Annotated in this window: 15 protein-coding genes and 1 tRNA gene; 10 read left to right on the top strand and 6 right to left on the bottom strand. The window is 70.4% G+C overall.

Annotated elements, in window-relative coordinates; all coding sequences use genetic code 11:
* Positions 1–118: 118 nt before the first annotated feature.
* Positions 119–631: a MarR family transcriptional regulator gene (locus ABZY45_RS22055; RefSeq protein WP_356742234.1), complete on the top strand. Its 513-nt coding sequence runs from the start codon at positions 119–121 to the stop codon at positions 629–631.
* A gap of 41 nt (positions 632–672) precedes the next feature.
* Here the strand turns inward: ABZY45_RS22055 and ABZY45_RS22050 are convergent, their stop codons facing one another.
* Entirely contained in the window at positions 673–2,199 is a 1,527-nt protein-coding gene (locus tag ABZY45_RS22050; protein ID WP_356742232.1) for an MFS transporter, read from the bottom strand.
* 190 nt (positions 2,200–2,389) lie between these two features.
* Complete coding sequence (locus tag ABZY45_RS22045; RefSeq protein WP_356742231.1) at positions 2,390–3,052, bottom strand: TetR/AcrR family transcriptional regulator; 663 nt, start codon at positions 3,050–3,052, stop codon at positions 2,390–2,392.
* 261 nt (positions 3,053–3,313) lie between these two features.
* Here ABZY45_RS22045 and ABZY45_RS22040 point away from each other — a divergent pair, with 261 nt between their 5' ends.
* Positions 3,314–4,591 (top strand): M6 family metalloprotease domain-containing protein, encoded by a 1,278-nt coding sequence (locus ABZY45_RS22040; protein WP_356742229.1) that lies wholly within the window; start codon positions 3,314–3,316, stop codon positions 4,589–4,591.
* A 4-nt stretch (positions 4,592–4,595) separates the two neighbouring features.
* Here ABZY45_RS22040 and ABZY45_RS22035 read toward each other — a convergent pair whose 3' ends face one another.
* On the bottom strand, positions 4,596–6,383 hold the full coding sequence (locus tag ABZY45_RS22035) for a class I adenylate-forming enzyme family protein (RefSeq protein ID WP_356742228.1): 1,788 nt from the start codon (positions 6,381–6,383) through the stop codon (positions 4,596–4,598).
* A 363-nt stretch (positions 6,384–6,746) separates the two neighbouring features.
* On the opposite strand from ABZY45_RS22035, the gene ABZY45_RS22030 reads away from it, so the two are divergent.
* The 5 genes from ABZY45_RS22030 (at position 6,747) to ABZY45_RS22010 (ending at position 10,905) form a co-directional block, all read left to right on the top strand.
* A tRNA-Arg gene (locus ABZY45_RS22030) sits at positions 6,747–6,819 on the top strand.
* A 731-nt stretch (positions 6,820–7,550) separates the two neighbouring features.
* Positions 7,551–8,078, top strand: coding sequence for a hypothetical protein (locus tag ABZY45_RS22025; protein ID WP_356742227.1), 528 nt, complete (start codon positions 7,551–7,553; stop codon positions 8,076–8,078).
* A 6-nt stretch (positions 8,079–8,084) separates the two neighbouring features.
* Positions 8,085–9,023: an SRPBCC family protein gene (locus ABZY45_RS22020; protein WP_356742225.1), complete on the top strand. Its 939-nt coding sequence runs from the start codon at positions 8,085–8,087 to the stop codon at positions 9,021–9,023.
* Positions 9,024–9,784: 761 nt separating this feature from the next.
* The gene (locus ABZY45_RS22015; protein WP_145809204.1) at positions 9,785–10,348 is read left to right on the top strand and encodes a hypothetical protein; all 564 of its coding nucleotides are present in this window, start codon (positions 9,785–9,787) and stop codon (positions 10,346–10,348) included.
* Positions 10,345–10,905 (top strand): STAS domain-containing protein, encoded by a 561-nt coding sequence (locus ABZY45_RS22010; protein WP_356742224.1) that lies wholly within the window; start codon positions 10,345–10,347, stop codon positions 10,903–10,905. Before ABZY45_RS22015 ends, ABZY45_RS22010 begins: the two co-directional genes overlap by 4 nt.
* 346 nt (positions 10,906–11,251) lie before the next feature.
* On the opposite strand, the gene ABZY45_RS22005 is transcribed toward ABZY45_RS22010, so the two are convergent.
* Both ABZY45_RS22005 and ABZY45_RS22000 read right to left on the bottom strand, forming a co-directional pair.
* On the bottom strand, positions 11,252–11,947 hold the full coding sequence (locus ABZY45_RS22005; RefSeq protein ID WP_356742222.1) for a DUF4232 domain-containing protein: 696 nt from the start codon (positions 11,945–11,947) through the stop codon (positions 11,252–11,254).
* Positions 11,948–12,059: 112 nt separating this feature from the next.
* A complete protein-coding gene (locus ABZY45_RS22000; RefSeq protein WP_356742220.1) occupies positions 12,060–12,695 on the bottom strand; it encodes a VanZ family protein in 636 nt (211 codons plus the stop codon).
* A 156-nt stretch (positions 12,696–12,851) separates the two neighbouring features.
* On the opposite strand from ABZY45_RS22000, the gene ABZY45_RS21995 reads away from it, so the two are divergent.
* Together ABZY45_RS21995 and ABZY45_RS21990 are read left to right on the top strand one after the other, a co-directional pair.
* Positions 12,852–14,030 (top strand): histidine kinase, encoded by a 1,179-nt coding sequence (locus ABZY45_RS21995; protein WP_356742219.1) that lies wholly within the window; start codon positions 12,852–12,854, stop codon positions 14,028–14,030.
* Positions 14,030–14,680, top strand: coding sequence for a response regulator transcription factor (locus tag ABZY45_RS21990; protein ID WP_356742217.1), 651 nt, complete (start codon positions 14,030–14,032; stop codon positions 14,678–14,680). The genes ABZY45_RS21995 and ABZY45_RS21990 overlap by 1 nt, the downstream gene beginning before the upstream one ends.
* Positions 14,681–15,034: 354 nt before the next feature.
* Here the strand turns inward: ABZY45_RS21990 and ABZY45_RS21985 are convergent, their stop codons facing one another.
* The gene (locus ABZY45_RS21985) at positions 15,035–15,919 is read right to left on the bottom strand and encodes an aminoglycoside phosphotransferase family protein (protein WP_356742215.1); all 885 of its coding nucleotides are present in this window, start codon (positions 15,917–15,919) and stop codon (positions 15,035–15,037) included.
* Between the two features lie 84 nt (positions 15,920–16,003).
* On the opposite strand from ABZY45_RS21985, the gene ABZY45_RS21980 reads away from it, so the two are divergent.
* Entirely contained in the window at positions 16,004–16,753 is a 750-nt protein-coding gene (locus tag ABZY45_RS21980; protein WP_356742213.1) for an ATP-grasp domain-containing protein, read from the top strand.
* Positions 16,754–16,844 lie beyond the last annotated feature (91 nt).

Here is a 16,844-nt window from a genome sequence, read left to right as displayed (position 1 = left end):
GCGGCAAGCACCGGGATTTCGGCAGATCGTCTCTTCGAACCAGGCTCTTGAATCTTCAAGTTCCCACTTCCGGAGACCTTAGCTCTATCTAGTTCAACTTTCAAGAAAAGGTCGTACAGTGGAGTACATGACCACGGCAACCACCGGCGGGCCCCGTTGGCTCACCGCCCAAGAGCAGAGCGTGTGGCGCTCCTACCTCCATGCCACCACGCTCATGGAGGACCACCTCGACCGCCAGTTGCAGCGCGACGCCGGCATGCCGCACATCTACTACGGTCTGCTCGTCCAGCTCTCCCAGGCCCCCCGACGGCAGAAGCGCATGACCGAGCTGGCCAAGGACGCCAAGATCACCCGCTCCCGCCTCTCGCACGCCATCGCCCGGCTGGAGAAGAACGGCTGGGTGCGACGCGAGGAGTGCCCCTCCGACAAGCGCGGCCAGAACGCGGTCCTCACCGACGAGGGCTACGAGATGCTGGCACGCTCCGCGCCGGGACACGTCGAGGCCGTGCGCCAGGCGATGTTCGCCCGGCTCAGCCCCGAGCAGGTGGAGAGCCTCGGCGAGATCATGCAGGTCATCGCCGCAGGCCTGCAGCCGGAGGGCACCGACGCGGATCTGCCCTGGCTCCGCTGAGCGGAGCCAGGGCAGATCTCACCGGGGTGACCCGTGACCGGTCAGTGCGCGACGACCGGGATCTTGTACTCGTCCTCGACACCGTCGGCCCGGCCGGAGCCGTCGGCCTGGCCGGCCGCTCCGGCACCCGGGCGGCCGGTGTTGATCAGCGCCACCGCGATCGCCGAGGCGGCGACGAGGATGCCGACCGCCCACCAGATCGCACTGGCGAAACCGCTGACCATGGCCTGGAGCTCGAGCAGCTTCGGGTCGGTCGCGCCCGCCGCGTGATCGGCGATGTACGCGGTGGTGGCGCCTGCGGCGATCGTGTTGAGCAGCGCCGTACCGATGGCACCGCCGACCTGCTGCGAGGTGTTCACCATCGCCGACGCCACACCGGCGTCACGGGGCTCGATGCCGTGCGTGGCCAGCGACATGGCCGGCATGAACGCCGTACCCATACCCAGGCCGAGCAGCAGCTGCCCCGGGAGGATGACCGCCGCGTAGGAGGTGCCGACGTCCAGCTGGGTCAGCAGCAGCATGCCGACGGCCGCCACCAGGAATCCCGGCCCCATCAGCAGCCGGGGCGGCACGCGGGTCATCAGCCGCGCACCGATCTGGGTGGAACCGGTGATCATGCCCGCGATCATGGGCAGGAACGCGAAGCCGGTCTTGACCGGCGAGTATCCCTTCACGACCTGCAGGTAGTAGGTGAGGAAGAGGAAGAGGCCGAACATCGCGATGATGGCCAGACCCAGGGAGAGGTAGACGCCTCCGCGGTTGCGCTCGGTCAGGACACGCAGCGGCAGCAGCGGGGACTTCACGCGCGACTCGGTGAGGACGAAGGCCAGGAGCAGCACTCCGGCGGCGACGAACATGCCGACGGTCAGCGAGTCCGACCAGCCGGCCGACTCGGCGCGGGTGAAGCCGTAGACGAGGGCGACGAGTCCCAGCGTGGACAGGACGACACCGGGGATGTCGAGCGGCGAACGGTTGCGGGTGCCGGCCGGCTCACGGATGACGAAGTAGGCACCAGCGGCAGCGATGATCGCGAAGGGGATGTTGACGAAGAACGTCCAGCGCCAGTTCAGGTACTCGGTCAGGAAGCCGCCCAGGATCAGGCCGACCGCTCCGCCGCCACCCGCGATGGCTCCGTAGATACCGAAGGCCTTGGCCCGCTCCTTGGCGTCGGTGAACATCACCGCGAGCAGTGACAGGGCCGCCGGCGCGAGCAGGGCGCCGAAGACACCCTGGAGGGCACGGGAGCCGAACATCATCGCCTCGCCCGTGGCGGCACCGCCCAGCGCGGAGGCCGCGGCGAAGCCGAGCAGGCCGACCACGAAGGTGCGCTTACGGCCCCAGAGGTCCGCGATGCGTCCGCCGAACAGGAGGAGCCCGCCGAACGCGAGCGCGTAGGCCGTGATGACCCACTGCTTGTTTCCGTCGGAGATGCCCAGGTCGGTCTGGGCCGAGGGCAGGGCGATGTTCACGATGGTCGCGTCGAGCACGACCATCAGCTGGGCGAGGGCGATGAACGCCAGCGCTTTCCAGCGACTGGGATCCGGAAGTGTGCCGGCTGTTTTCGACATGGGAGTAGCCACCTAAGGACACGAGGAGTTGCGGTGCCGGCGGCGGACCGCGAACGGACCGGCGCCCGCAACCGAAAAAGGGCGAGCTGTACTGACGACCGGACCTGCTGCTCAGGTCCCGGCCTGCGTCATGGGCGTGGGGTCGGCCTCTGTGGGCCCGTGGGTCTGCTGGGTCTCCGGTGCGCGGGCGTCAGCGCCCGCGGCGCAGGTCCTCCAAGGTCGCCGCCGATCCGGGCAGTTCGGAGCGGGCCGGGGATTCCAGGCCGTCCAGGAAGAGCTGCAGATGACGGTGGGTGAACCGGTCTATGTCCAGGCAGGCGATGCCGGGCAGAGGCCGGGTGAGCTGGGAAAGGGCGACGAGTACGTCACCGACGGCGATGTCGGTGCGCAGCCTCCCGGCGGACATGGCGCGCTCCACGAGCCCTTCGACCGCCCCTTCGAGGCGACGGCGCTCGGCGAGCAGTTCGGGGTGGTCCTGGTCGAAGCCGCCGGAGAGCATCGGGCACAGGGCACCGATCCGCTCGTCGGCCGCCGCGTGCACGAAGCGGCTGAGCGCGGCGAACGGGTCGGACTCGGCCGCCATGGCCTCCTCCGCCCGCTCGGTCGTGCGGGAGGTGACGGCCAGGACGACCTCATGGGTCAGGGCGGCGCGGTCGGGGAAGTTGCGGTAGAGCGTGGCGTTGCCGACTCCGGCACGCCTCGCGACCTCGTCGAGCGGCACATCCGGCCCGAACTCGACGAACATCTCGCGCGCGGCCGTCACGATCCGCTCCCGGTTGCGCAGCGCGTCGGCCCGCGGGCGGGGCGTACGGCGCCGCGCGGCACAGGTGGCGGTTTCGGCGACGGTCTCCACGACTGCTGCCCTTCCCTTGCGGTGTGTGGCCGGCCCTCGGCTTCAACCGGGGACCGCTTCCCCGTTTCGCGGGGACACAGGTGCAAACGGGGATGCCGTCCCCGGTTATTTCCCACCTCCCTGTGACCTGGGTCACACATTTCCCGGTGCGGCTTCACCCGACCGGCGCACCCAGCGGGCGAGCCCCCGTCACCCCGCAGAGGCTGATCGCCAGAGCGCAGCTCGGGCCGGCCGGCTGCCGTGGCACCGAAGGCGAGCCCTATGCAGCAGCCCCGCCACCGGATACGCGGATACCGCCGGCCTCTCGCCCTCGCGGGAGCGACGGCCCTGGTCATCGCGACCATGGCGTCGGCCAGCTCCACACTTCCGATCGCGAGCCGAGCCTCCGCGGGACCGGTGGCCGCCCCCCGGGGCACCGGCCTCGCCCCTTGCCGAATACCCGCGACCATGGGCGTACAGATGTCCGAGGGGATGCCGACTCCCCCCGGGTACGCACGGTCCACCGGACGGATCAGGGCCCTCAACCTGATGATCGACTTCCCCGACGCGCAGGCGACGGAACCAGCCGCCGACCGGCTCGCGGAGTTCTTCCCGCAGACCTCGGACTGGTTCCGCACCAGCTCCTACGGCCGGCTGACCTACGTCCCGGAAGCGCCCGTGAACGACTGGCTCCGGATGCCGCTGCCGTTCTCCGAATACGGCATCGAGCGCGGCTCACCGTACGAACCGGGCTACCGCGAGCTCGTCAAGGACCTCGTGAGCGTCGCCGATCCGAAGGTCGACTTCTCCGGGTACGACCTGGTCAACGTGCTCGTCACCCCCAACGCCGGGCCCTCCGCCCTGGACACCGTCCTGTCGGTGACCTTCTCCGGCAACGACGACGCCCCGTTCGCCGACGGCGTCCCGCTCGCCAACACGTCCTTCGTCTACAGCCGCCAGGACGACGGCTCGGGCTCGTACGCCGAGACCGGCTACCGGGTCCTCCCCCACGAGAACGGCCACGTCTTCGGGCTGCCCGACCTCTACACGATGGAGGGCGGCGGCTCCGTGGGGCACTGGGACATCATGTCCGAGGACTGGGGGGCCAACAACGACCTCCTCGGCTGGCACAAGTGGAAGCTCGGCTGGCTGGGCAGCGAGCAGATCAGCTGCGCCGCGATGCCGGGCACCAGCGACCACACCCTGGAGCCGCTGGCCGCACCGGGCGGACCGAAACTCGCGTTCGTGCCGCTGAGCGGCCAGTCGGGCTACGCGATCGAGGTACGCACCGCGGAGGGCAACGACGAGGCGGTGTGCCGGCCCGGCGTCCTGATCTACAAGGTGAGCTCCGACGTGGACACCGGCCAGGGGCCGGTCTCCGTCGAGGACAGCACGCAGGACAGCGGCGGCTGCACCCGGCGGCCGAACGTCCATGCCGAGCTCTCGGACGCCGCCTTCCAGCCCGGCGAGACGTTCACCGACCGCACCAACGGCATACGCATATCCGTGCTGGAGAAAGACGCCGACGGCCACTACCGGGTACGGATCACCCGGCCCTGAACCGTCACCCCCGGCCCTCCCCCTCGCGCACGTGCTCCCGAACGGCGTCGCGCAGCTCCCGCTTGAGTACCTTCCCCGTGGCGTTCCGCGGCAGCGGCTCCTTCGCCACCAGCACATGGGCGGGGACCTTGAACCCGGCCAGACTCCGTCCCACGTGCGCGCGCAGGGCGTCGGCCGTGACCACGGACCCGGGGCGCAACCGGACGACCGCCGCGACCTCCTCCCCCAGCACCGGATGCGGAACGCCGAGCACCGCCGCGTCATCGACATCGGGGTGATCGTGCAGGACGGCCTCGACCTCGACGCAGTAGACGTTCTCGCCGCCCCTGACCACCATGTCCTTGATCCGGTCGACGACGGCCACCCGCCCGTCCCGGACCACGGCGAGATCCCCCGTACGGAACCAGCCGCCGGTGAACGCCCCGGCCGTGGCCGCCTCGTCGCGCCAGTAACCACGGACCAGGGACTGACCGCGCAGCCACAGCTCACCGGGTTCCCCGTCCGGAACGGCCTCCCCAGCGGGGCCGGCGATCCGTACCTCGGTGACGGGCGTCGGGGTGCCGACACAGCCGGGGTGCGCCCGGTACTCGGCGCCGAAGTTGGCCAGCACCCCGCCGCTGGTCTCGGTCAGCCCGTACCCGTTGCGCGGCTCGATCCGCTCGCCGTGGCCGGCGGTGAGCCGCGCGACCAGGTCCGGCGGGGCCGCCGCGCCCCCGGTGTTCAGCATCCGCAGGCTCTCCAGCCCGTCGCCGGCCCGGTCAGCGGCGGCGAGCAGCTGGAGCGCGGTGGCGGGCACGCCCGCGTAGACCGTGACCTCGTGCTGCCGGATCAGCCTCAGGGCCTCTGCGGCGTCCCACTTCGGCATCAGGACGAGGGTGCCGCCGGCCGCCATCGCCGCGTACAGGCTGGTGAACGCCGCGACATGGAAGAACGGGAAGGTCATCAAGGTGACCGGCGCGGGCCCCTGCCCGGGGACGGCCCCGCGCCGGAGCGCCGAAACCGCCGCCTGGTAACGCGGGTTGAGGGCCGCGCCCGCCTGGGCGAGGTGGGTGGCCACGGCGCCCTTGGGCCGGCCGGTGGTACCGGAGGTGTAGATGATCGTGGCGTCGTCCTCCGGCCGGATCTCCACGTCGGGAGGCGCCGCCCACGGATCGGGCTCCGGGAAGTCCACGTACCGCTCGGCCCCGGCCGCGCTCTCCCCCGCGCCGCGCACCTCATTGAAGACGACGACGCGCGCCCCCGCCTTCTCGCCCCAGGCCGCGGCCTTCGGCAACTGCTCCCCGTCGACCAGCAACACCCGCGGCTCGCAGTCGTCCAGGGCATGCCGGAACTCCGCCTCGGTCCACCAGGCATTGAGCGGTACGGCGACGAGACCGGCGAGCTGGACCGCCCAGAACGCGATCTGCCACTCGGGATGATTGCGCATGGCCACCACGGCCCGGTCGCCGCGCCGGAGCCCGTACGTCTCGGTGAACCGCCGGGCCAGTGCGGACGCGGCGGCGAAGAACTCCCCGTACGTACAGGTCCGTCCACCCGAGATCAGGAAGGGCTGCTCGCCGAAGGCCCAGGTGGCCTCCACGAACTCCCGCAGCGTGCGCGGCCCGTTCGCGTAGACGAGCACCCCGCGCTCGTCCCGCACGACGGCGAAGGGAGCGCCGGGAGCGGTCAGTGAGGCCTCGACACGGTCGCGGGCGCGGACGGCGGGGTCGGGGGTCTGGTCGGGGGTACGGTCGAGGTTGCGGTCGGGGGAATGGCGGGGGTCGGGCGGGGGGCTGGGGTCGGCATGCGGCACGAGCGGCCTCTCCACGTACTGGCTCAGCGACCCGGCGAAGCTATGCCCGCACCCGGCCCCCGTCAACCGACCCGCCCGGGGGGGCGCGGGGAACGGGTACGGAGGCGCAGGCGGCGGTCCGGCGTCGACCGCCCCGGCCACGCTGCCGGCGCCCCTCCGGCGCCCTTCGCGCCGGCCGGGGACCGTAGTGCCCCGGGCACAGGGCGCACGGCACAAACCCGAGGGAGCGACCTCTGCCCACCCGCTACACTGTCGGCGGTGGCCCGATCCCCAGGGACCAGACCACCACAAACCTGTCGGCAACCGTCCGCAGCCCACCGCCCACCCGGGCCGGGCCCGGCCCACGGTCACCGGCGGTTCCCCGCCTTCGTAGCTCAGGGGATAGAGCACCGCTCTCCTAAAGCGGGTGTCGCAGGTTCGAATCCTGCCGGGGGCACAACACAACAAGCCGCTGACCTGGGGTTTCTCCCTCAGGGAGGCGCTCCACTCGGCCCCGGACTCCTAGTCCGGGGCCGTTTGCGTGAGCGATGCGTGAGCGGACGGGGAGTAGCTGTCCCCGATCTGTCCCCACGGATCGGCACCATTCGGCTGGTGTACGTGTCCGCCGGGATGTTGATCGACGAGTGGCCGAGCATCTCCGATGGCCACCTGGCGCGAGTTCTTCGACTGCGCCGACGGCATCCGGTCGGTCAAAGTCCAGGCAGCTCTGCACGACATACGCGTACGCCTGCGGTGGTTGGTACGGCGGAGTTCTCCCGCGGCTCAACCACTGCGTGGACGAGCACCTCACATCACAGACTGATCGGCGACGGCCGCGGCGAAGCACTCGACGGCTGGCGTCGGACCTCGCCTGCCCGGCGCGCAACCCCGGACTGCCGGCGCCCCCGGCTCCGCAGCAGGAACCAGGGCGTCAAGATGCGACCGACACCATTCGGACGAGACTGGGGGTAAAAGACCGGCATTGAGTGATGCTCTCGGGCTGAGGCGACCGCCCGTCGTAGCCGGAGTCATCGTGTCGGCAAATGACCGGCCCCGCCTGAATTGTGCGGGACCAGGTCCCCTTCATTGCGGTGCCCAAAACCGGCGCAGTGGCCACCGCTGGGCAGGACCGTTCACCGCAGCAGTTCGCGCGGCACGGGCGGCCCCGGGGATACAGGTGACGTGCGCATGGACGATCAGACCAAAATTGCTCTCGCCGCGGCGGTTGTCGGCGGTTACGTGCTGGGCCGTACGAAGAAAGGCAAGCTCGCCCTGAGCGTGGGGACGTATCTGGCGGGCGGACGGTTCGGCCTTGACCCGCGCCAGCTTGCTGCCGAGGGAATGCGCAGGCTGGGCGAACTACCCCAGGTCGCCGAACTACAGGAACAGACGAAGGGGGAGTTCGCCGACGCCGACCGCAAGGCAGTGACAGCTGCTGCCACACGCGGCGTGGGAGCGCTCACGGGCACCCTCCGTGACCGCGCGGCCGGTCTCGGTAAGGGAGAGGAAGAGGAGGAAGCGAACGAGAAACCGGACGAAAACGCAGAGGCGAAGAAGGCAGCCCCAGCGAAGAAGTCCTCCGCGACGAAGCCTGCCGCGGAGAAGGCATCCCGAGCCAAGAAGTCCGACGCCCGGAAGCAGGCTCCAAGCAAGAAGGCTGCGTCTTCAGGACGAGCGGCGAAGAAGATGTCCAAGCTCGCTGATCGCCGGAGGTAGCCCGTCATGACCGGGAAGGACATGAAGCAGCCGGAGACGCAGGAGTCGGGGATGGGCGGACTGCGCGAGGCACTGTCGGGTTTCGTCGATTCGCAGGTCGAACGGCTTGCAGAGAAGGCCGGCGACAAGCTCACGGACGTCGCCGGTCAGCTCACCGATGCCGCCGAGAACGGCAGCCTGCTCAAGATCGGCTCGCGCGTCCTCGGGGGCGAATCCCCTCTGAAGGCATTCCTGTCCGAGAAGGCCAAGGGCCTCAAGGACAGCGTCGTGAACAAGATCAAGGAAGCGTTCGGCGGCGGCAAGGGCAGTTCCGGTAGCAGCAAGAGCATGAACATCATTGAGGTCCTCGACGTCGGCGTGCCCCTTCGCACGGCCTACGACTACTGGACCCAGTACGAGGAGTTCAGCAGCTTCACCAAGGGCGTACGCAGCGTTTCAATGAGCGACGAAATGACCAGCGACTGGAAGGTCAAGGTCGGCCCTTCCTCGCGCAGCTTCAAAGCTACCGTCCAGGAGCAGATCCCGGACGACCGGATCGTCTGGACTTCCGAAGGCGCAAAGGGGACGACCAAGGGGGTGGTCAGTTTCCACGAACTGGCGCCCACACTGACTCGGATCGTCCTGGTCGTGGAGTACTACCCGTCCGGGCCCTTCGAAAAAACCGGAAACCTGTGGCGGGCGCAGGGCCGCCGACTCAGGCTGGACTTCAAGCACTTCCAGCGATACGTCACTCTCACCGAGGAAGAGCCGGAGGGCTGGCGCGGCGAAATCCGAGACGGCGAAGTCGTCATGTCTCACGACGAAGCCCTGGAAGAGGAAGAAGCAGCACAGGCCGAGGATTCGGAGGATGACGGCGAGTACCAAGCCGCAGAAGACGGAGAAGAAGACGAAGCAGAAGGGGAGTGGGAGGACGAGCCCGCCGACGAAGACCGGCGGAAGGAGTGATTCCCGGCATGTGACACCAGTAGGACCAAATAACCTGGCCCACTCTGTGCCGGCCCGCCCCTGCGCCCGTCGAGCACGGCAAGGCCGGGACCGGCTTCACCTCGCTGGAAATGCCGCCTACAGGCCGCCCCGATCGGGAACGCAGCCATCTGCAGCCCGGCCAGGGGCGGTTGTGCACCGAGAAATGGCCGCCGAGGTGCTGCTCCAGTTTCGGTGCCCAGCGATCCGTCGCCGCCGACAGACGGGTTCCGACTGCCGCCACCGCCTCCGCTGCCGCCAGAACCGGCGTCACCGCTGTAGCCACCGGGGCCCCGACGAGGGAACCGGCGCTCCGGCATCACCGCCGTCACCCCCCGCCGCCTCCGCATTCTTCGCCGGTCGCGGCAGCCGCAGCTCCCGCCCCTGCCCCGCCGTAGCCGCCCGCTCCCCCTAGCTACTCGTACCGCCAGACCCACCGAGCCCACCGTTTCCGCCGGTCGCGCCGACTGCGGGGGCGGCTTTGGCGTTGCCGTCCGAGGGGAGTTGGGTGGCGAGCGTCACCCCCGCTTCATTTGGGCCGGGGGCCGGGTACGTCTCCGGAAGCGCTCAGCAATGGTCCGCGATGTCGCCGGATACGAGCAAGGTCATAAGGCGAACACTGCTTACGTCACCGAAAGAGGCAATGATGCCCGCTCTTATCCACTCCATTGACATAGAGGGTGGATCAGAGGACAGTCCGCCTCATGAAGGGGAGTCATATCCGCACCATTGAGGGAAATCGTATGCGGGAACTCGTCAACGAGCTCCACCGGATCGAGAAACAGCAGCATGAGCTCGGGCTGCGACGTGCCGCTGTCATGCGGTCGCTGGTGCTGGCGTCCGGCGGAGTGAAGGAAGCCGCCGCGCTGCTGCGGTTGGACCGCAAGACGGTCCGGGCCCGGGAGCGGGCCACCGACTTGGCGCTGGTCCTGTACCGGGGGAGCAACACCGAGAAGGTGGGTCCCGATGGCCGTGTCTACGGTGAGACCGGCGAGGAGGACAGCCCGGCCCAGCGCGATGCGGACCGCATGTGGTTCACGATCGCCCAGGACAAGCGGCCCCTGCTGCGCGCCCTGGTCTACATCGCCGACGGGCGGGTGCGCCGGGTACGCGCTGTCCTGGATGGCCCTTGGCAGGAGAACGAGCAGGGCAAGGTAGCCGTGCCCGTCGGACCACCCCTGTCCGCGGCCCACTTGGCGGACCAGTTCCCCGTCCTTCCCTTCACTCTCGGCGACGCACGCCCTATGGTGCGGGGCAAGATCCGCGAGTACCTCACCCTGGGCCCCAGCGAGGAGCTGTCCCCGTGAGGGGCCTGCGGATACGAACCAGCCTCCACCAAGGCCATCCGCTGCTGATTCTCACCGGGGAGCTCGACTACGACACCGCCCCCCAACTTCAGGCCGCACTCGACATCGCCCCCCGCCGTGGCCCGCCCCACATCCTGTACTTCGACGTGCGCGGCCTCTCGTTCTGCGACTGCTCGGGCCTGAACCTGCTACTCCGGGCCCGCACCCGCAACACAGTGGGCCTGTTCGGGGCCGGGGCCCAACTCATGCGGCTGCTCGGCCTGGCCGGCGCCCACGATCTATTCGAATTCCCCCAGCCGGCGCTCCCCGCAACACACCCGTCCGGCACGCACACACCGGGCGACGACAGCATCGGACCGGACCTGTACGAGTTGCGAAGGGCACGGGTCGACGCCACATTGAACGCAAGCACGGACGAGACCGCGAGGGCCCTCGCCGCCGCGCTCGGCCCCCCGCCCGGAACGCAGTTGGCCGGCCCGGCGCGCTCTGACGAAACCGGCGGCCAGTGCGGGTCCACGGCGAGGACCTCCTGGGTCCCGGTCACCCACTCCCCGTAGCGGCGGCCGTCCGAGAGCAGGCGCCAGATCTCGGACGGCGAGCTCAGGATCAGCCGGCGATTCCGGGCCATGATCACGCTCCTGGAGGGTGGACAGCACGGCGGACAGTTCGTCATGTCACCCCCGGAACGAAGACGTCCGGCCCAGTCTCCGGCCCTCCTACGGGCTTGTCCTCCAGCGTGATGCCGATCACACACTCTGCGCAGTCCGGGAGATCCGGACGGGTGAATCGGCACATCCGGTGACGCACATCCGGTGCCGCCGGCCGGCCCGGAGGGCGAGCGCCTGCGTCCGGTGGGCCGGGAGGCGCATCCCGCGCTCGCTCGCCCCGTTGCCGGGGTGGGTCTCAGGAGGTGAAGGGGACGGCGGCCTGCGGATCGGTGTGCCAGTTCGTGACGATCGGCTCGTCGACGAGAACACTGCCGACATTGAGCGAGACGGGGTTCGGGTCGTCGCCGGTGACGGAGACGATGGCCGTGCTGTACTCGGTGCCGCCGTCGCTGTTGGTGCTCTTCGGGCTCACCCCGGCGTACACCGTCTTGCCGCCGGACAAGGTGATCTCCTCGCCGGCGGACTGCTCCGCGGGCCCGGCCTCCGTGCCGCCCGAGCCGAAGGCGATGACGGGCAGGCCCCCGGGGAGGACGCAGGTGATGCCCGACTTCGCCTTGACGCTGATCTGGTAGTAGCCGCCTGCCTGGGTCTTCTCCTCACCGTTCCAGTCCAGGTCGTTCGTGCCGCAGGGCTGGCCGTACCCGGTCTTGTCGCCTGCCTCCGAGGAGCCCGAGGAGGAGGTGGAGGTGGAGTCCGCGGAGGCGTCCGCCGCGCTGCCCTCAGCCTGGCCGGAACCGGAGTCCGCGGTCTTGTCCTGGGACTTCTGGGGCTCCTGGGACTTCTCGGGCGAAGCCGAAGCGGCGGCCTCAGGGGTGCCGGCGTCGGACTCGGCGACGGGCGACGCTCCGGTCCTGCTTTCCTCGCAGGCGGTTGTCAGGAATCCGGCGGTGACAGCGACGGTGACGAGGGCGTTGCGCAGACGGCGGTTCATGGGGGCGGGTTTCCTTCCCGGAATGATCAAAAGGTGTTCGGGAGCGGGCGTACGCGCCGTACGCCCCGAGTGCGGCGGAAGAGGCAGAGGAAGAAGCAGAGGGAGCGTGGGGTCAGGGGCGGACGACAGGGGCCGCGATCGGGGCCTGTCCAGGTGCGCCGGCGGGTGCTGTCCGGCCGCGGTCGTCCTGGAGCGCGGCGGAGCGAGGCAGCGAGGCCGCCAGGAGCGGCCCGCTCAGGGCCGGTGCGCGCAGGGCGAGCGTCACCAGGGCGTAGCCCGCGATTCCGCCGAGCGTGTTGGCCAGGACGTCGTTGATGTCCACGGAGCGGCCGTTGTTCAGGACGATGTAGGACAGCAGTTGCGCGGCTTCCAGGAACAGGCTGGCCGCCGCCGTCATCAGAGCCGCCCGCGACCATGAGGTCGCGTGCCGGAACAACAGCGGCAGCAGGAAGCCGGCCGGCACCATCATGATGACGTTGGGGACCATGGTGACGTCGGCGGTGAGCAGCGGTACGGGGTTGATCTGCCCGACCCAGGAAGCCTGGTTGGCGTATTCGCCCCACGTCACGTTCAGCGGAAAGACCGTCAGGGACAGTACGGCGGCCACGTAGACAGCTGCGGCGAGCTGAAGCAGGGCGCGACGCTTGTTCCACGCTCCGCGCCACACCTGGACGACGGTGCCGGCGGCGAACAGGACGAGCAGGGGTCCGAGAACGGGTGCGGAGTCCACCTGGATGCGAATGTCCATGAGGGGCGATCCTTCGGTCGGGTCGAGCTGCGCTGACGTGCTCCACTTTCCTTCCGGGGCCAGGCCCCGCGGATCTTCCGAAAGGCCCATTCCCCGGCGGACGGCTACGACTTTCGGCAGAGCGTCCCCCTCGGCGAGCGCGGCTAGGGTCTGACCATGTTCAGATCACCGCGCGCCGCGGCCGTCGGCCGGTTCGTAGGCAGCGCCCTGTTGTTCTGCGTCCTCGGGGTGGCCCTGCTGATCGACTTGAGCGTCGGCACCCTCGAACATCAGGGCACCGGGATCGTGTTGTTCGTGTCGACGGCCGTGGCGGGGGCGGGGGCCTTTCCGGCCGTGGGCATCAAGCTGCCCCCCGCGCCACTGGCGTGGGCGGCGTGCGGTGTGGCCGTGGTGTCGCTGGCCTGCTCGGCCGGACTGGGTGTGATGGCGCGCGGCGGTACGAACCTGGACGACGCCTCCGACGCCTACACCCTGTTCGAGCCGGCCGCCCTGATGGTGCTGCTGCACGTGACGGCACGGCGGGGCTCCCCGGCCGGCACCGCCGTCGCCCTGCCGCTGCTCATGACCGCGCTCATCCTGCGTCCGCTGGTGGTCGAGGTGGACGAGTCCAGCAGCATCCTCGCGCTCATCCTGACTCTGCTGGCCGGCGGAGCGCTCGCCTCCGGCCTCACCAGCCGGCTGGTCGCCGTCTCCCGCCGGCAGCGCGAAGCTCAGATCAGACTCGAACAGCGACTGGGCTTCGCCCGCGACCTGCACGACTTCGTGGCTCACCACATATCCGGCATCGTGGTCCAGGCGCAGGGTGCCCGTGCCGTGGCGGCGAAGAGACCGCAGGCGGTGGGTGACGCCCTCGAACTGATCGAGACCACCGGCGCCGAAGCCCTGACCGCCATGCGCAAGATGGTCGGCGCCCTGCGGGACGACACCCTGCCGCACGCACAGGCACCGGGCACGGGCGCCGTCCGCGCTCTCGTCGCCGAGTGCCGGCTGCCTGGTGCCACGGTGGGCTTCACCGAGACCGGCCCGGCCGACAGTCTCCCCGCGAACGCCGCCCACCTCGTGGAACGCGTGGTCATGGAGGCGCTGACCAACGTCCGCAAGCACGCCCGCGACTGCACCGACGCACAGGTGCACCTCGACGTTTCGCGCCGCCGGGTCACCGCGCGGATAACCGACGACGGTACCCACGTCCCGTCCGACGGCTCCGGCTACGGACTGCGCGGCCTGCGCGAGGTCACCGACGCCGCAGGAGGCACGTTGACCGCAGGCCCCGGCCCCGAGACCGGCTGGCACGTCGAGCTCGAACTCCCTCTCCCCCTCCGGCAGGTGTCCTGATGACCATCCGTGTCCTTCTCGCGGACGACCAGACGATCGTCCGCACCGGCATGGCCATGATTCTGGGGGCCGAGGACGACATCGAGGTCGTCGCCCAGGCCGCCGACGGGGTCGCCGCGATCCAGCAGGCCGACCAGCACCGCCCCGACGTGGTCCTCATGGACATCCGCATGCCGCGGCTGAACGGCATCGAGGCGCTGAGGCACCTCCACCGTCCCGGGGCGGCGCACACCCCGAAGGTCGTCATGGTGACGACCTTCGACGACGACGAGTACGTCCATCAGGCTCTGCACGCCGGAGCCTGCGGCTTCCTCCTCAAGGACGCGGGTCCTCGTCTGCTGGCCGAGGCAGTCCGCTCCGCGGCCTCCGGCGAGGCCCTGATCAGCCCCTCCATCACCGTCCGCCTGCTCCAGCAGTTCGCCCGCCCCGCCGCGGCAGCCGCCCCGGCGCGTCCTTCGCCCCTCTCCCAGCGCGAGACCGAGGTCGCCGCACTGGTCTCCCGGGGACACACGAACATGGAGATCGCCGCCGCTCTGCACATCAGCGCGGGGACGGTGAAGACGCATCTCACCAACATCCAGAGCAAACTGGGGGTCCGCAACCGGGTCGAGATCGCGGCCTGGACCTGGGAGTCGGGCCTCGCCCGCTGACCGTCGAGCGGCACGGCGCCGGTGGGCCCGGTACTACTGCACCGGCCATGAACCCCGCGGCCCGCGCCCGCCGCCGACGAGCGATTCCGATGGCTCGGCTGCGCGGCCGCGCGGTGGTGCGATGTCTGTCTGCCACCATGGCCGCAGGCGATGCAGAGGCGATGAAATTCCGATGAGGCGCGCGCATGCGGAGGCACAGATGGACCGGGCCTGCACCGGCTCAGGATAACGGCGCTCGGCCCACTCGGAGCCTGCTCCGAGGGAACTCCCCTCCGTCCAGGGCCCGTTCGGCGCCCGGCTGTGCCGGCGGCCGCAGCGTGCGCCGGCGCCCGGTGCTGACACCCACCCCCACGCCTACGTCCACCTCTGCGCCTCCGCCTCCGCCAGGATCTCGGCGATCACGTGCCGTGCCGTCCCGGCCATCACCGGGTTCGAGGTCCGGTAGTACGAGAGCTCCATGAGCGCCACGGACAGGGCCCAGCCGCGCGCCCGCGCCCAGGTCGCCCGGTCCGCGCCGACCGCCGCACGGAAGATCCGCCGCGCTCCTGCCGACAGCAGGTACCAGCCGGGGATCAGGTCCACCGCGGGGTCGGCCAGACCCATGCAGCCGAAGTCGATGACCGCGCTCAACCGGCCGTCCGCGACCAGGACGTTGCCCGGCTGGAGGTCTCCGTGGACCCATACGGCGCGACCCTGCGGCTCAGGGGCATCCAGAGCCTCCGACCAGGCGGTGGCCGCCGTAACCGTGTCGATGACCCCGTGCAGCGTGTCCAGGGCGGCACGGGTTGCCGTGTCGCGCGCGGCCAGTGGTTCGCAGCGGTAGGCGGGCGGGCCTCCGGCGGTGTCGACGCGGCGCAGCGCGAGGACGAACTCGGCGAGGTCGGCGGCGAGTTCCGCTCGGCCCGAGCCCACGGCCGGATTCTCGCCTTCGAGCCAGCCGTACACCGACCAGGACCAGGGGTATCCCTCGCCCGGCACCCCCTCGGCGAGGGGCACGGGTACGGCGAAGGGGAGCTGGGAGGCGAGGCGGGGCAGCCAGCGGTGCTCGGCCGCCACGTCGTTCGAACCGGCTTCGCCCCGGGGAAGCCGCACGGTCAGGTCCGCGCCCAGCCGGTAGATCGCGTTCACCGTGCCGTGCGAGGCGGCCGGCTCGACGGGAAGATCCGCCCAGGCGGGAAACTGGGCGGCCAGCAGGCGTCGTACGAGTGCCACGTCGGTCTTCGTCTCTTCGGCGTGCATCCGTCCCATGCAAACCGATCCGGTAGGGGCTGTCGAGCGATATTCCGTGGGCCGTGTCTGCCCACTGAGGCAGGATCTGGGCCCATGGCCCTCATACTCCCGCCCCGCCTCACCGCTTCCGCCCGGGCTCTCCGCGAGGCCGCACGGCGGCGGGGCCTGCACACCGTGCAGCTGCCGGACCACGACGTGCCCGACGCTCTGCGCGAGGGCGACGCGTATCTGCACGCGGGCCCCTCCTTCGCGGACGCCGTGGCCCCGGCGCTGGGCGTCGCACCACTCGAAGCTCCCGCCGACTGGCTGGCCGGGCTCCCCGCCATGTTCGTCCGGCGTGAGATCCGCGCCGTGCCCATCCGCGAGGCGTACGGGCTGCGCCGACCGGTCTTCGTCAAGTCACCGAACGACAAGAGCATTCCGGCACTGGTCTACGCCGACGGCTCCCGGCTGCCGGGCCCGGACGCGGTCGATCCGGATACGGTGGTGCTGGTGAGCGACGTCCTCGCTTTCGACGAGGAGTACCGGCTGTACGTTCTCGACGGGCGGGTCCACACCGGCAGCAGGTACGGGGTCGCGGGGCAGCTACGCCCGGCCCCGCTCTCAGCCGAGGCGCGCGCGTTCGGCCACGAGCTGCTCTCCGCGGCGGGACACACCCTGCCGTCCGCGATCGTGGTCGACGTGGGGGTCACCGATGCGGGGCAGTGGGCGGTCGTGGAGGCCAACGCCGCCTGGGCCAGCGGCTGTTACGCCTCGGACCCGGACCGCGCACTGGAGGTGGTACTCAGGGCCGCCGGTCCCGCCGCGCACCTGACGGAACGGGACAGCGCGTTCGTACGGTGACTCGGGCAGGCGGCCGGGCGCCACGTTCGTCGGACCGCCCGGGGCCCGGTGTGCTCCGGTGGGCGCTGCCCGCGCTCACCGGGATGCGACA

The sequence above is a fragment of the Streptomyces sp. NPDC006516 genome, assembly GCF_040611875.1.
In the GTDB taxonomy this organism is placed as follows: domain Bacteria; phylum Actinomycetota; class Actinomycetes; order Streptomycetales; family Streptomycetaceae; genus Streptomyces.
The sequence above is the reverse complement of the archived record's forward strand: the minus strand, read 5'-3'. Positions and strand labels throughout refer to the sequence as shown.

What these genes read in the sequence shown, in the direction of transcription:
- ABZY45_RS21980 (WP_356742213.1), top strand. Translation starts at nt 16,004, where the DNA reads ATGGCCCTCATACTCCCGCCCCGCCTCACCGCTTCCGCCCGGGCTCTC.
- ABZY45_RS22040 (WP_356742229.1), top strand. Translation starts at nt 3,314, where the DNA reads ATGCAGCAGCCCCGCCACCGGATACGCGGATACCGCCGGCCTCTCGCC.
- ABZY45_RS21985 (WP_356742215.1), bottom strand. Translation starts at nt 15,919, where the DNA reads ATGCACGCCGAAGAGACGAAGACCGACGTGGCACTCGTACGACGCCTG.
- ABZY45_RS22020 (WP_356742225.1), top strand. Translation starts at nt 8,085, where the DNA reads ATGACCGGGAAGGACATGAAGCAGCCGGAGACGCAGGAGTCGGGGATG.
- ABZY45_RS21995 (WP_356742219.1), top strand. Translation starts at nt 12,852, where the DNA reads ATGTTCAGATCACCGCGCGCCGCGGCCGTCGGCCGGTTCGTAGGCAGC.
- ABZY45_RS22000 (WP_356742220.1), bottom strand. Translation starts at nt 12,695, where the DNA reads ATGGACATTCGCATCCAGGTGGACTCCGCACCCGTTCTCGGACCCCTG.
- ABZY45_RS22005 (WP_356742222.1), bottom strand. Translation starts at nt 11,947, where the DNA reads ATGAACCGCCGTCTGCGCAACGCCCTCGTCACCGTCGCTGTCACCGCC.
- ABZY45_RS22025 (WP_356742227.1), top strand. Translation starts at nt 7,551, where the DNA reads ATGGACGATCAGACCAAAATTGCTCTCGCCGCGGCGGTTGTCGGCGGT.
- ABZY45_RS22015 (WP_145809204.1), top strand. Translation starts at nt 9,785, where the DNA reads ATGCGGGAACTCGTCAACGAGCTCCACCGGATCGAGAAACAGCAGCAT.
- ABZY45_RS21990 (WP_356742217.1), top strand. Translation starts at nt 14,030, where the DNA reads ATGACCATCCGTGTCCTTCTCGCGGACGACCAGACGATCGTCCGCACC.
- ABZY45_RS22050 (WP_356742232.1), bottom strand. Translation starts at nt 2,199, where the DNA reads ATGTCGAAAACAGCCGGCACACTTCCGGATCCCAGTCGCTGGAAAGCG.